This window comes from Snodgrassella sp. B3882 (assembly GCF_026535915.1).
Lineage (GTDB): Bacteria > Pseudomonadota > Gammaproteobacteria > Burkholderiales > Neisseriaceae > Snodgrassella.
Genome location: NZ_JAFNPF010000001.1, coordinates 116,137 through 130,642 on the forward strand (window position 1 = coordinate 116,137; position 14,506 = coordinate 130,642).

Annotated in this window: 12 protein-coding genes and 1 pseudogene; 8 read left to right on the plus strand and 5 right to left on the minus strand. The window is 38.0% G+C overall.

Features of this window, described 5'->3' with window-relative positions; translation table 11 throughout:
• Positions 1–320 precede the first annotated feature (320 nt).
• The 4 genes from ybeY (at position 321) to rpoH (ending at position 4,494) form a co-directional block, all read left to right on the plus strand.
• A complete protein-coding gene (gene ybeY, locus J3U68_RS00540; RefSeq protein WP_267373305.1) occupies positions 321–836 on the plus strand; it encodes an rRNA maturation RNase YbeY in 516 nt (171 codons plus the stop codon).
• A 2-nt stretch (positions 837–838) separates the two neighbouring features.
• Positions 839–1,672 (plus strand): HlyC/CorC family transporter, encoded by an 834-nt coding sequence (locus J3U68_RS00545; RefSeq protein ID WP_267373307.1) that lies wholly within the window; start codon positions 839–841, stop codon positions 1,670–1,672.
• Between the two features lie 255 nt (positions 1,673–1,927).
• Positions 1,928–3,442, plus strand: a complete 1,515-nt coding sequence (gene lnt / locus J3U68_RS00550; protein WP_267376170.1) for an apolipoprotein N-acyltransferase — start codon at positions 1,928–1,930, stop codon at positions 3,440–3,442.
• Between the two features lie 203 nt (positions 3,443–3,645).
• Positions 3,646–4,494, plus strand: coding sequence for an RNA polymerase sigma factor RpoH (gene rpoH, locus J3U68_RS00555; protein WP_267373309.1), 849 nt, complete (start codon positions 3,646–3,648; stop codon positions 4,492–4,494).
• 280 nt (positions 4,495–4,774) lie between these two features.
• Here the strand turns inward: rpoH and J3U68_RS00560 are convergent, their stop codons facing one another.
• A complete protein-coding gene (locus tag J3U68_RS00560) occupies positions 4,775–5,617 on the minus strand; it encodes a DUF3579 domain-containing protein (protein ID WP_267373311.1) in 843 nt (280 codons plus the stop codon).
• Between the two features lie 503 nt (positions 5,618–6,120).
• Here J3U68_RS00560 and J3U68_RS00565 point away from each other — a divergent pair.
• Both J3U68_RS00565 and J3U68_RS00570 read left to right on the plus strand, forming a co-directional pair.
• Positions 6,121–6,460: pseudogene (locus J3U68_RS00565) on the plus strand (P-II family nitrogen regulator).
• 30 nt (positions 6,461–6,490) lie between these two features.
• A complete protein-coding gene (locus J3U68_RS00570; RefSeq protein ID WP_267373313.1) occupies positions 6,491–7,816 on the plus strand; it encodes an ammonium transporter in 1,326 nt (441 codons plus the stop codon).
• A 124-nt stretch (positions 7,817–7,940) separates the two neighbouring features.
• Here the strand turns inward: J3U68_RS00570 and J3U68_RS00575 are convergent, their stop codons facing one another.
• The 4 genes from J3U68_RS00575 to J3U68_RS00590 all read right to left on the minus strand — a co-directional run bounded on the left by J3U68_RS00575 (position 7,941) and on the right by J3U68_RS00590 (position 11,849).
• Positions 7,941–8,414, minus strand: a complete 474-nt coding sequence (locus tag J3U68_RS00575) for a CinA family protein (protein WP_267373315.1) — start codon at positions 8,412–8,414, stop codon at positions 7,941–7,943.
• Positions 8,395–10,053, minus strand: coding sequence for a glucose-6-phosphate isomerase (gene pgi, locus J3U68_RS00580; protein ID WP_267373316.1), 1,659 nt, complete (start codon positions 10,051–10,053; stop codon positions 8,395–8,397). The genes J3U68_RS00575 and pgi overlap by 20 nt, the downstream gene beginning before the upstream one ends.
• Positions 10,054–10,102: 49 nt before the next feature.
• Positions 10,103–10,651, minus strand: a complete 549-nt coding sequence (gene orn, locus J3U68_RS00585; RefSeq protein ID WP_267373318.1) for an oligoribonuclease — start codon at positions 10,649–10,651, stop codon at positions 10,103–10,105.
• A 535-nt stretch (positions 10,652–11,186) separates the two neighbouring features.
• Positions 11,187–11,849, minus strand: a complete 663-nt coding sequence (locus tag J3U68_RS00590) for a hypothetical protein (RefSeq protein WP_267373319.1) — start codon at positions 11,847–11,849, stop codon at positions 11,187–11,189.
• Between the two features lie 440 nt (positions 11,850–12,289).
• On the opposite strand from J3U68_RS00590, the gene J3U68_RS00595 reads away from it, so the two are divergent.
• On the plus strand, positions 12,290–13,483 hold the full coding sequence (locus tag J3U68_RS00595) for a M48 family metallopeptidase (protein WP_416384647.1): 1,194 nt from the start codon (positions 12,290–12,292) through the stop codon (positions 13,481–13,483).
• 305 nt (positions 13,484–13,788) lie between these two features.
• Entirely contained in the window at positions 13,789–14,499 is a 711-nt protein-coding gene (locus J3U68_RS00600; RefSeq protein ID WP_267373323.1) for a Bax inhibitor-1 family protein, read from the plus strand.
• The last annotated feature ends 7 nt before the right edge of the window (positions 14,500–14,506 follow it).

The window sequence follows — 14,506 nt, forward strand, 5'->3', positions numbered from 1 at the left end:
TGTGATATTCATATCTTCAATGGCTGTTTGAAAAATTCATACTTGGGCGTTCAGCCCAGCAGCCATGACCGATATTACTTTTGTAGACTATCTCGAACCCTTTTTTGTTTTTGATAAAATTGCGATTAATTTGAAAACTATGCTTTCTTGCATATAATATTGAATGGTTTAAAGCTAAAATCAGTGGAGTATTTCCATTTTTATCTTTAATCATTATTGCAAAAAAATAAATTGAATTGATATTAAAATTGCGTATATTATTCGAGCTAATTTAATTCATCAGATTAAATCATTTTATTACTCATAGCTATGTCATTTAAATGAAGATCGCCAAGAAGAAATTTTTTTTAGAACATTTAGAACAAGTCTTAAACTTAAGTGTCGATAATTTTAGCCATCGTGAACATGTGCCTGATCAAAAACAGTTTCGACACTGGATTTGGCAGACATGTAAAAATAAATTTTATTACGCTAATATAGCTGTGCTTTTATATAATGAAGAAGCTGCACGTGAATTAAACTGTCAATATCGACAAAAAGATTATGCAACAAATGTTCTCAGTTTTGCCTTGAATGAAGGTGAAGCTGTGTACCATGCAAGTAAAAATGTATTACATGGTGATCTGATTTTCTGCCCTCAGGTCATTGAAAAAGAAGCGGCAGAACAAAATAAACCATTGATGGCTCATTATGCTCATTTGACTGTACATGGTGTTTTGCATCTGATGGGCTATGATCACATCACTGATGATGAAGCGGAATTAATGGAAGCTCTTGAAATTCGTATCATGGATCAGTTAGGATACCCTAATCCCTATGCACAGGATGAATATTAAATATGGACGATAGTTCGTCGAAACCAGGTTTTTTTGAACGCTTAGTTAACCGTATCGCAGGTGAAGTACCAGACACTGAAGATGATGTCTTGCAAACACTGCGTGAAGCACATGAACGGCAGGTATTTGATGCAGATACTTTGCAATATCTGAAAAATGTTTTGGATTTTTCAGATATGGAAGTGCGTGACGTCATGATCACCCGTAGTCAAATGGATGTGATTAAAATCGATGATTCTACAGATAAGATCATTGCTTATATTGTTGATACGGCTCATTCACGTTTTCCGGTAATTGGAGAAGACAAAGATCAAATTCTGGGCATCTTACATGCCAAAGATTTTTTGAAGTACTGGGGACGGGCAGAGCAATTTCAATTAGATCAGATTCTCAGACCGGCCGTTTTTGTACCGGAAAGTAAATCCTTAAATATACTTTTAAAAGATTTTCGCGAACAGCGCAATCACATGGCTATCGTCGTTGATGAGTATGGAGGTACTTCAGGTTTGGTTACATTTGAGGATGTCATCGAACCGATTATCGGCGATATTGAAGATGAGTTTGATGAGGATGATAGTGCTGATAATATCTTTGCCGTATCGGCAGAGCGTTTTCGAGTCAATGCCGTGACAGAAATTGCCAGTATCAATGAATTTTTTGGTACCAACTACTCTGATGATGAAGTTGATACTATTGGTGGATTGGTTATTCAAGAGTTAGGGCACATGCCGGTACGTGGAGAAAAAATTACCATTGGCAAATTGAATTTTACCGTTGCCCGAGCCGATGCGCGACGATTGCAGACTTTGATGGTCACCATAAAGCAAGAAAACTAATCAGAACTATCGTAAAGATCTTTGCTAAAATGGCATATAAATATGCAAATGAATTAACCTTAATCTGATTGCATCACCTGGTGGCAACGGAATATTATGCAAAATCAAATATTAAGGTTTAATGATATTATAAATGATTAGTCCGTCCTTTATTTGGGTCCTACTGATCAATGTAGAGAATGACTAAAATCAATTCACAATAATGGAGATTGAGTGACAGATACACCAAATATAACTGAGCAGCATCCTTTATATATGATGTTGAGTAAGGGGTGGTTTTACTGGCCGTCTTTGATATTGTCTGCGGTAATGGTGCCATTGGCTTTTGCACCTTATTATCACTATTGGCTTTTACCACTATTCTTGGCTGAATTGCTGGTTTATCAAGCTATTAGACCTGAATGGCGTATTCGTTCGGCTTATTTTTGGGCATTAACAGCATATACGTCCTTATTATATTGGGTCGATACTGCTTTACATGATATCGCTGGATTACCTCAGTATCTTGCACTGCCGTTAACTTTGCTCTTGCCAGCCTATCTGGCCATTTATCCGGCTGCAGTGTTTTGGCTATTAGGGAAGTTCAGAGTCTCAGTCAGCATACGTTATGCCATCTTGTTTCCGCTGTTGTGGACCCTAGCAGAGTTTGTCCGCGAACGAGCATTAACAGGTTTTGGTTGGGGCGCATTAGGCTATAGCCAGATAGCAAATTCCCCATTAGCGGGTTATGCCCCTGTTGGTGGTATTTTCTTGGTTACCTTAGTGACGGCTGCAACCGCTGCATGGTTGGCAATGTTATATTTAAACCCAAAAAAACGAGCAAAAATAGGTTTTGCAATTAGTTTGGTCGCACTGTGGACTGTCGGAGCTTTATTGTTACAGCACAATTTTACTCAGCCAGATGGTACACAGGCTACAGTAGCTTTAGGGCAGGGTAATATTGAACAAACATTAAAATGGAATGAAAATTCTTTACAACGGACTTTACAGCGTTATCTTGATCAGGTTGATTCTACGCAGGCCGATATTGTGATCCTGCCGGAAACGGCAATACCAATTATGCGCCAAGATATGTCACCCAAGGATCTGGATTTATTTGTGCAGACCGCTAATCGACATGGATCGGCTTTAGCCGTCGGCATTCCTCAGTATACTGCGGATGGCAAGGGTTATCTAAATGCGGTAGTCAATCTTACCGCAGCAGCACAAACAGAACCGCCTTCTTATGCCAAAAACCACTTGGTACCATTCGGTGAATATATTCCATTACCCAATATGCTGGGCTGGTTATACCAACGTATGGATATTCCTTTAGCAGATTTTTCAGTAGGCGGGTCTGCACAAGCTCCATTGCAATTGGCTAATCAGCGAGTTGGTTTCAATATTTGTTATGAAGATGGTTTTGGTGATGAGCTGATCGCAGCAGCAAAACAATCCAGTATGTTGGCTAATATCAGTAATATGGCTTGGTATGGAAAGTCACATGCTATGCAGCAGCATCTACAGCAATCTCAAGCACGAGCTCTTGAAACCGGTCGTTATATGGTGCGTGCTACTAATACAGGAATGACTGCAATTATCAATCCAAAAGGTGAGGTTGTTGCACAACTAGAACCGGATATTGAGGCAGTCCTTGAAGGTAAAATTGAAGGCTATCAGGGACTAACTCCATATATGCGGATGGGCAGTAGTTGGCCAATGGCCATAACTTGTTTGTTATTTTTGACGGTATTTTGGCTTTATGGTCGTTTCCGTATCAAAAAGACATAATTTATGGTATAACTATCATATATTTATTGTATTAAGTATTTATACTCAATTTTACCAAATAAATACGGATGAAAAATAATGATTGAAGTACATTATTGATCTGACTACAATAATGAATTACTCACTTGATTGTTGAATCGACTTTGAGGTTGTTACAACCGGATAGTTAATTTAACCATCAGGTACACACAGAAAGGATAGGCATGAATAAAGCTTTTGCATTACCCGTGCCGACTGGACACGGCAGTTTGGAGCAATACATCCATACTGTAAATAATATTCCGATGCTTACTCCTGATGAAGAGCAGAATTTGGCTATTCGTCAGATTGAAGGGGATCTTGAGGCAGCAAAGAAATTGATTTTGTCACATCTGCGTGTGGTGGTTTCCATTGCACGGGGTTATGATGGTTATGGTCTGAATCAGGCAGATTTGATTCAGGAAGGCAATATTGGTTTGATGAAGGCGGTAAAACGTTTTCAGCCTAGCCGCGGTGTACGTCTGTTTTCATTTGCAGTACATTGGATTAAAGCAGAAATACATGAATTTATCTTGCGCAACTGGCGCTTAGTACGCGTGGCGACCACCAAACCGCAGCGAAAATTATTTTTCAATTTACGCAGTATGCGTAAATCCATGTCAGCGTTAAGCGATAAAGAAGCGCAGTCTATTGCAGACGATTTAGGTGTTAAACTTTCCGAAGTCATGGAAATGGAGCAGCGTATGACCGGTAAAGATGTTTCTTTACTGGCAGAAAATGACGACGATGATAATTTTGCTCCAATTGATTGGTTAACAGATAGTTCTTCTGAACCAACGCAAGTATTGGCCAAGCAGGCGCATTATGCTTTGCAGACAGAAGGTTTGCAGGAAGCGTTGGCTAAGCTGGATGATCGTAGTCGTCATATTGTTGAAAGCCGATGGCTGGGTGATGATGGTGGTTTGACCCTGCATGATCTGGCTGGTGAATATGGCGTGTCAGCAGAACGTATTCGTCAGATTGAAGCCAAGGCGATGCAAAAATTGCGTGGCTATTTGGCAGATGCCGAGTAAATTGAGCTTGAATAATGAAACTGCACGAATTGAGATTTCGTGCAGTTTTTTTTAACTATACAATAAAAATGACCCTATTTTCTGCAAGGATAATGACTTAGCATTAGTCAGAATTAAATCATTGTATTGAATGAATATTTTGCAATTTGTTCGTTAAAGAATAATAATCACCGCCATGTTTAAATATAAAAGGCGGCTCAACGCAGAGTTTTTAGCATTATAGTGAATCTACATGATTAATTCAGCCAAGTGAACTAAATCAATCTTTTTGATATTTAAATCATGTTGAAGAAATAGACAAACTATATTGATGACTAAACAGCTTAAATCCATGTTTCAGATAAAAATGATGCAATGGGTTGTCTAAAGCGATTGTTGTGCTTGCCATTATGGCACTGCAATGTTCCTTTACAGCTATCTGTTGTAATGCAGATAAAATCAGATTGATATGCTGATCAGTCAGGCTGCAATGGTATCCTGCAATATCGTCAATTTTAAGATAATGCCCACTATAAAAATCTGCATAAATTCTATAGCCGCATACAGCAACCGCATTTTGTGTATCTTTTTCAAATACACCAATCAATCTGTATCCTTGTGCTTGCTGCAATAAAAGTAATTGCTCAAACTGTGCCATATCATGCAAATTGGCATATTGTTGTTGAAACGCGGTGAAAGCTATATTGGATTCTGTTACATCTAATTCGCGCCAAAATATTGATTCACTTTCTGAGGAAAAAGTGTTTGGTGAGACGGGTTCGATCTTGTTTTTTTGGGGCGTATCGCTGCATGGTAAAGGCTCTCTATTTTCTACCATTTGATACTTTTGCGGTTTTGAAAGAAAATCTTCGCCCTCTATAACACGTAAATCATTGTCTCTGGCAAAATCCAACAGAAATTTAAATGCTGCAGGACTAATTTGTTGAAGTTGCTTATCAATGGATACGCAGCGAATTTCTTGTATGAGAACAGGACGTACCCATTGGTGATAACTAAGACGATGTCCATGATCAAAAGAAGACAGAATTCCACATAAACGTTCTGCCCAGTCACTGGGACGAAAACGTTTATTATTTAAGGTCATTCCTTGAATGACAATTTCATCACGATTATAAGTTGGCATACATCCCTTTTATTGAACGTCGATGGCGAAAAAAGGAAAAATTATGCTGATATTATACCTGAATGCAGTCTTATTTAGTGTGCAGGCAGCACAATCTTAAGGGTTGACTGGAATGGGTTTCATCCGTATTTCTAAAGTGACGCCGATCATCATCAAGCTTGCCATAAATTCACTATCTGAATTTCATATGTAAAGACCAGTAGAGTTAAGTGTGGCTTAACATGGGAATTAGGTGAAAAGAGAGCATTAAATAGTTCATTTATTAGATAATACTTAATTTAAATATATTTAAGTTGATATCAATTCTGGATTCTTTGTTTAGCTGGAAATGTCGTTTGATACACCAAAAATTTTGATGCAACTTTGCAATTACCTTAAAAACCTTTAAGGTTTGTTCACCATGCGAAAAATGGATATGGTTAGGACAGAGTTGGGATCTTTACCGGATCAATCCGTTTCATGTGGATGGGATCAGCTTAACTGAGTAAATAATCATCTTTGGGATCGAAAAAATTTCGGCAATGATTAAAACGGTTAATTTAGATGATATACGGGAAATTCTTACAGAAATAGGTGTGTGCAGGCGATGACGCTTGGTGCAGTAAAAGGTTTTGGACATCAACAGGGTCTTACCGAAATCTATCGTGGTGCCGAATATGCTGTCGATTTTCTCCGCAAAATTAAATTGAAATTACTTTCCCAGATGAGTGACTTGAATGTGTTGTCGAAGTAAGTAGAAATTCGGTGGCAACCGCTAAAGTGGGCGACGGCAAAATCGATATCATGCCGGTCGAAGAAGCGATTCGGATGCGGACAAGTGAGACTGATCGAAACCCCATTTAGCAATCGCACAATTGATGAGTAGGAAGGAATATGAATAAATTGAGCAAATTTCTAACTGTGGCAATGATGATCTTGCCTTTACCTGTGTTGGCTGCAGATCTGAATAGCTGGTGGCGTCCACTATCGCAGATTGATGGTGGAAACACGGCTTGGGTAATGACTTCGGCTGTGTTGGTTTTATTCATGACTATTCCCGGTTTAGCTTTGTTTTATGGCGGGATGGTACGCAAAAAAAATGTGCTCGGCACCATGATGCACAGTTTTGCTATTGCTGCTCTGGTTAGCGTGATTTGGATGGTGATTGGTTATTCATTGGCTTTTACACCAGGCAATGGTTTTATTGGGGGATTTGACCGCTTTCTGTTACATGGCATGGGACTGGATAAGTTTAGAGAAATGACCACCATAGTCAATGGTGAGGGTACCGTGCCTGAATCGGTATTTATGTTTTTCCAAATGACTTTTGCCATTATTTCTACAGCGATAGTAACCGGAGCATTTGCAGAACGTTTAAAATTTTCGGTTTTATTATTATTTTCTGGGCTATGGGTCATTTTGGTTTATGCGCCTATTTGTCATTGGGTATGGGGCGGTGGTTTTATGTCGCAATCCAAAACACCAGTAATGGATTTTGCAGGTGGTACGGTAGTGCATATCAATGCGGGTATAGCAGGTTTAGTCGCATCTTTAGTCATTGGTAAACGCCTTGGATTTGGTCGAGACGTTATGGCACCACATAATATGGTATTGACTTTGACTGGTGCGGCAATGTTATGGGTTGGCTGGTTTGGGTTTAATGCTGGTTCAGCAGGCGCGGCAGATGCTTCGGCTGGTATGGCGATGGCAGTGACTCAGATAGCGGCAGCTGCAGGAGCATTGACTTGGATGTTGTGCGAAAAAATGGTTGGCCACAAACCATCTGCTCTAGGTTTGGCCTCTGGCGCTATTTCCGGTTTGGTTGGCATTACCCCTGCAGCGGGTTTCGTTGAACCGCAGGCTGCGCTCATTATTGGAGCAGTGACAACCATTGGCACGTTTTGTGCCTCGGTGTATTTGAAGCGAAAATTTGGCTATGATGATTCTCTGGATGCTTTCGGTATCCATGGCTTTGGTGGTATTGTTGGATCAATTCTGACGGGTATCCTGTTTAGCAATGCCATTTTTGCTGGTGATGCTTCAATATTGAGTCAGTTAGTGGCACAAATTAAAGATGTGGTCATCACCATTGCTTATAGCAGCGTAATCACTTATCTATTACTGCAAGGCATTGCCAAAATCTGCGGGGGTCTACGAATTGATCGTGATGCAGAGCATCAAGGCATGGATCTCAGCATTCACGGAGAACGCATAGAATAAAGCTCATTGCCGTGATTTAAATTCGAAATATTTACCATAGCCAGTCATGTAAATGACTGGCTTTGAGTTATTTCTATGTTCGAAAAAAAGATGGTTTGGTTTGAAACTGTGAAAAACGTCTAATTTAACGATATAGATATTGATGCAAAAGTGTTAAAGCAAAGTCTACCGCTTTTGTCCGTATTTCATCACGATTGCCGAAGAAATGTTGTTGTTGGGCACTAATGCGTTGTTTTGTCGCCAAACCAAACCATACTGTTCCGACTGGGGTTTCAGCAGTACCACCACTGGGACCAGCAATACCGGAAATAGACAAAGCATAATCAGCTTTAGCGGCAATCAAAGCACCTAGTGCCATTTCACGTACACATTCTTCGCTGACAGCGCCATAATGATTCAGGGTGGTCTCATTTACCTTTAAAAGTTGACTTTTGGCGTGATTGCTGTAGGTAACATAGCCTATTTCAAACCAAGCTGAACTACCGGGTAATCGGGTTAATTGGGCTGCTAATAACCCGCCAGTGCAGGATTCCGCGCAGGTAACTTTATGTCCAAGTTCATCTAGTTTAGTGGTGATGTCAATTAGAGTTTGAGTCATGATGATGCTTTCTAAAATAAGCAATAAGACCATTAGTAGAGGCATCATGACTTAGCGGTTCTTGCCCGCTCAGTTCCGGCTGAATATTTTTTGCCAAAACTTTGCCGTATTCAACCCCCCATTGATCAAAAGAGTTAATACCCCAGATAATACCCTGTACAAATACTTTATGTTCATACATTGCCAGAAGCATACCTAGATTAAATGGATTAATTTCGTCTAATAACAAGGTATTTGATGGCTGATTACCAGGGAATACCTTTTGTGGTGCCAAAATATCACGCTGCCTATTATCCAGATGCATTAATTCTGCATAAGCTTCAGCCAGTGTTTTGCCGTGCATCAGTGCTTCTGTCTGAGCGAAGGCATTAGCCACCAGAACTTTATGCTGGGTGCTGACGTGATAAAAGCTATTGATGGGTACAATAAAATCAGCGGAAATTAACCGTGGACCCTGATGTAATAACTGAAAAAATGCATGTTGACAGTTAACCCCTTCTTCCCCCCAAATAACAGGTCCGGTATCAAAGTCCAGATGCTCGCCATAACGACCAACTTGCTTGCCATTACTTTCCATATCTAATTGTTGCAAATGAGCAGCCAGACGGCGCAAGCCATGATCATAAGGAATAATGGCGTGGCTGGTGGTTTGATAAAAAGTGTGATACCACAAGCCGATCAGGCTAATGAGTACGGGTATATTATGTCGTAATGGCGCATGGTAGAAATGTTCGTCCATGGCTCTTCCGCCAGCAAGAAAATCTTGAAAATTCTTTTTGCCAATTGCACACATCACCGATAAGCCGATTGTTGACCAGACAGAATAACGCCCACCCACCCAATCAAACATGGCAAAAATATTTTTGCCATCAATACCAAATTGCTGTGCTTTATCAGTTGCACTGGATATGGCAATAAAATGACGCGCAATATCTTGTTGAGTAAAACCTTGTTGTAAAAACCATTGTCTCGCCCCCTGCGCATTCAGAAGAGTTTCTGGAGTAGTAAAGGATTTACTGGCTATGATAAATACAGTTCGGGCTGGGTTGATGGTTTTTAAAACTTGCATGAGATTCGCGCCATCAACATTGGATACATAATGAATATTTAATCCTGATTGATGAAAAGGACGCAGAGCCAACGTGACCATTTCAGGACCCAGATGAGAGCCACCAATACCTATATTCACAATATCGGTAATCGTTTCTCCCGTTACGCCCTTATAGTCACCGTTGCGAACAGATTCGGCAAAAGAAAAAGCTTTTTCCAGCTCAGCGTGAATATCCGGCACAACATTGTGTCCGTCAACATAAACCTCAGCATTGGCTTCAAGTCTGAGTGCTGTATGCAAAACAGGGCGGTTTTCACTGATATTGATTTTTTCGCCACAGCGCATTTTTTCTATCCACCCACCAAGATCAGCTACATTGGCAAGTTCAATCAATAATGTCAGCGTATCTTCAGTAATGCGGTTTTTACTGTAATCCAGCAACAATCCATTTAACTTTTCATGCATTTTGTCAAAGCGATCTGGATCTTGTTCAAATAAATCACGCATGTGTAAAAACCGAGTGCTGCGCTGGTGCTGATGCAATTGTGCCCAGATGGCGGTCTGATTAATAGAACAGAAAGGATTCATCTTTGATTACAGTAATGGGTGGAAAAAAACAAGAGCACAGTATACAAAATCATTCGGGTAATTTTAAAAAATATTTACGGTAATACGCCATTTCTTCGATACTTTCCAGAATATCATCCAATGCCTGATGAGCTCCTTTTTTCGTCACCCCTTTCGCTATTGGTGGATTCCAGCGCTTGGCTAACTCTTTTAAAGTGGATACATCCAAATTGCGATAATGAAAATAAGCTTCCAGTCTTGGCATATATCGCACCATAAAGCGACGATCCTGATGGATGGAGTTACCACACATAGGTGACGCTTTCTCCGGTATCCATTCACTCATAAAGTCCAATAATTTTTGCTCTGTCTCAGCTTCATTCAAGGTAGAAGCTTTGACCTTGGCAACCAATCCGGTACGATTATGTGTAGCCGTATTCCAGGCATCCATGTGGTCAATAATGCTGTCAGGCTGATGAATAACATATACTTCTGATTGAGCTAAAACGTTTAGATCAGAGTCAGTAATAATCATGGCCACTTCAATGATGCGATCATGATCTGGATTTAATCCAGTCATTTCCATATCAAGCCAAGCAAGATTTTTAGCGTTTTGCATTAAGGGTCTTTAAATATCTACAATAAAAAAATATTTTAACTTTTTTCTGTAATGGTTGATAGATTAAAGTCAACATATTCTTTCTATGAATTTTTTAAACCTCCATTGTTATTTAGTAATAGTATTTATCTTGAATGGCGCGGTAAATTGCAGACATTGATTAATGTTAAGTTTTAAATTTTGAGGCAAACTTTCCTGTTCTTTACATAACCGAAATTATTTAGATTTTCAAAATTAATATATATGTAAACAGTATAATTCGATTAATTTTTATTAGTGCCTGCCCATACATATGTTTTCTACAAATTCAAAAATTCATATTAGAAAAATGATAGAAAGAGATTTTAAGTTTTGAAATGGTTACGGCTAAATAGAAAACATTGAAATAGATTTTTTCTCAATTTATGTATTATTTATCGATTCTGAGCATCTTGAAAAAATCGTCAGGTAAATTCTTGGTTATGTTTGCGAACATATTTTTCAAATAATTTTTACTCAAATTTTTCCTGTTCCTTTTTGTTGAAAAGGCTTTTTTTTAATCGTTTTTATTTACCTTTGAAGTTTTTTTATCTTGTATCAGTTCTTTTCCCTTATAAAGATGGCTTAATATATCTCCTGTTTGAGCATCTATATAATAAATATGTTCAAATGTAGGTGGAGAAATAAAATTCTTGATAATCCAAATATCTTTATTTTGAAATGGTTTTTTATCTTGATTATTGTTTACTTTGGGTATGTAAGTAGCAGACAATTCTCCTCTCATCTCTTTAGAATGATCATGATAAAGATTTTCATTTATCAAAAAAGAAATAATCTCATTATATTTTATATTATTATATTTTTTATCTTCATTTATTTCTCTAATCATTTTCCCATTTTTATCAAATAGTTGCGTCGCACCGATAGAATTATTATCTAAAAAATACAGCGACTTTCTTTTTATTATACTATTTGGATAAAATTCTTTATATAATGAAATTAAAGGATTCTCCCTCAATATAGTGACTTGTACATAGACAGATTCACCTCTTCCAATTGATTTAAAATACTCTCCACCTGATTCAATGACTTTATTTCCCAAATTGTCTGTATAAATGTACTTTCCTAATTCTGCAGCTTTATCAAACTGTTTTTTGTTAAATATATCCGGTTTAGAATTCAAAATCTTGATGGATTCATAATATTGGTGATTACCCATAGAGTATGTCTTATTGATAGGCGGCTTTGTTATCGAATTGTCGTTTTCCTGTCCAAAACATGAACTGCATAAAAAATAGAAAAATAATAGTATATAAAAATAATTCATTTCAACGAGTATTCAAAATTAAAATTCAATGATTTGCTTTGTTGTTAGGTGCGGAATCTTATTGCTTTATGATAGCCAAATTGAATTGTGCAATATTAAGATGAAATTCCTGTAAAAGCGTATCAAATATTATAGTTATCGTCCAGATATAACAGGGTTATTCACACGATTATTCAGCAGTGATCATAAAATTTCGTTACAATGAGATTTTTAAATCATTGCTCAGAATTATGCCGATTCAGTTTTCTTCACATACAGTATATATTTTATTTCTGGTTTTTTTTGTAATCAGCATATTTGGACAATTATACTTATCAATACGTCAAAGTAAGATGGTATTGAGTCATCGTAATCATGTACCAGCTGCATTTATTGATACTGTAACTTTAGCTGAACATCAAAAAGCAGCCGACTATACTTTGGCTAAACAAAAGTTGGCTCGTTATGAAATCATCTTTCAAGCACTACTTTTATTAATCTTCACTTTAGGTGGTGGGTTAGATTTACTGGCGCGTATCAGTCAACTATGGGTTAAAAACAGCCTTGCTTACGGTATCGTGTTGATTGGCTTATTTTCTTTAGTCAATATGGTCTTGAGTTGGCCTATAGCGTGGTATCGCAGTTTTAGGTTAGAAACTCGCTTTGGTTTCAATAATATGACTTTGAAAACTTTTATAGCAGACCAACTGAAAGGGTGTTTGTTGGCTATCATAATTGGGGTGCCATTGTTATATATCATATTACTCATCATGCAGAAACTAATGCTACATCCTATATTTGGAGGAGCATGGTGGTTCGCCGTATGGTTGGTGTGGATGGTGTTTTCACTCATTATGTTATGGGCATTTCCCAAATGGATTGCGCCCTTATTTAACAAATTCATTCCGTTAACTGATCAAGAGTTACGCACCCGTATCGAAAAATTATTACAACGTACTGGCTTTCATAGCGATGGCATCTTCGTTATGGATGGTTCTAAGCGCAGTGGACATGGCAATGCTTACTTTACCGGTTTGGGAAAAAATAAACGGATCGTTTTTTTCGATACCTTATTAAAAGACATGCAACCGGCTGAGGTAGAAGCAGTTTTAGCGCATGAATTAGGTCATTTTGCGCATAAACATGTACTTAAGCAAATGATCGTCACCTTTTTACTCAGCTTGTTTATCCTAGCCATTTTGGGCTGGTTGCTGCCGCAGCCGGCATTTTATCTTGGGTTAGGCGTGCATGAAATTAGCCATGCGATGGCTTTATTATTATTTATGTTGGTTTTGCCTATTTTCACCTTTCCCTTTTCACCATTAAGTAGCATCATGTCGCGCAAGAATGAATTTGAAGCGGATAGATTTGCAGCTCAATATGCCGATGCCAGTGATCTAATTCAAGCACTGACCAAGTTGTATCGAACCAATGCTGCCAGTTTAGTTAGCGATATCTGGTATTCCCGCTTCTATGATTCGCATCCGGGTGCTCAAGAGCGTATTGCTGCATTACAGTCGCTCCAAGCAAAGGCAAGCCATAAATAAGGTATAATCAGAAAAACACCATATTGATGATTGCCAAAAATAACTTTTATTTTAAAGGTATACTTAAAAGAACTATTCAAATAAGCGCCATAATTTACTATAATTAAAATATATTTTATTGTGTTAATGCTGATATTTGCAGGTAATCTAATTGCTTTTTGTGCCTTATTAAATTGAATATGGTGTTGAATAGCGAAGTCAGTTCAATAACGATGCAGATTAAAAGCTGGAAAACCCTATAAAATATAACCACTTCAATAATGATTTTGGTTGGAAATCTTGATTAATAAAGATAAGGTATTCTAATGAATGTATATAATCAAATACTTGTCCAAAGCCCTTCAGCTGTTGGCATGCAAAAATTTATGACCAAAACCTATGGATGGATGACCATTGGATTACTCACCACCGCTGTTGTAGCATGGATGGCAATCAATGATGGCAAAGTCATGTATACCATTTTAAATAACCCTTTAATGTTTTGGGGTATCATGATAGGTCAGATAGCTGCTGTGATGATTATTTCTTTTTTAATCAATCGGATTAGTGCCCAAACAGCAACTGCATTATTTATAGTGTATTCTGCTCTAACTGGATTATTTTTATCTTTAATTTTAGTCCGTTTTGCTTCTGTAACCATAACCAGTACACTATTTATTACCGCAGGTACTTTTGCAGCAACAACCCTATTAGGTTATACCACCAAAAAAGACTTATCCAGTGTTGGGGGATTCCTGTTAATGGGCTTAATTGGCATCATTATTGCCACTGCCGTTAATATTTTTTTGCGTAACCCAACTATATATTGGGCCATCAACTATATCGGATTAGCGATTTTTATTGGTTTAACGATCTACGATACGCAAAAATTAAAAGCCATGGGTGAGGCTTTAGAAGCTGAAAATACTGCTCCTGAGCAAATGCAGAAATATGCGATATTTGGTGCTCTGGAATTATATTTAGACTTAATCAATATGTTTATTTTCTTCTTACGCATAATTGGCGGACGTCGTTAATTACCTA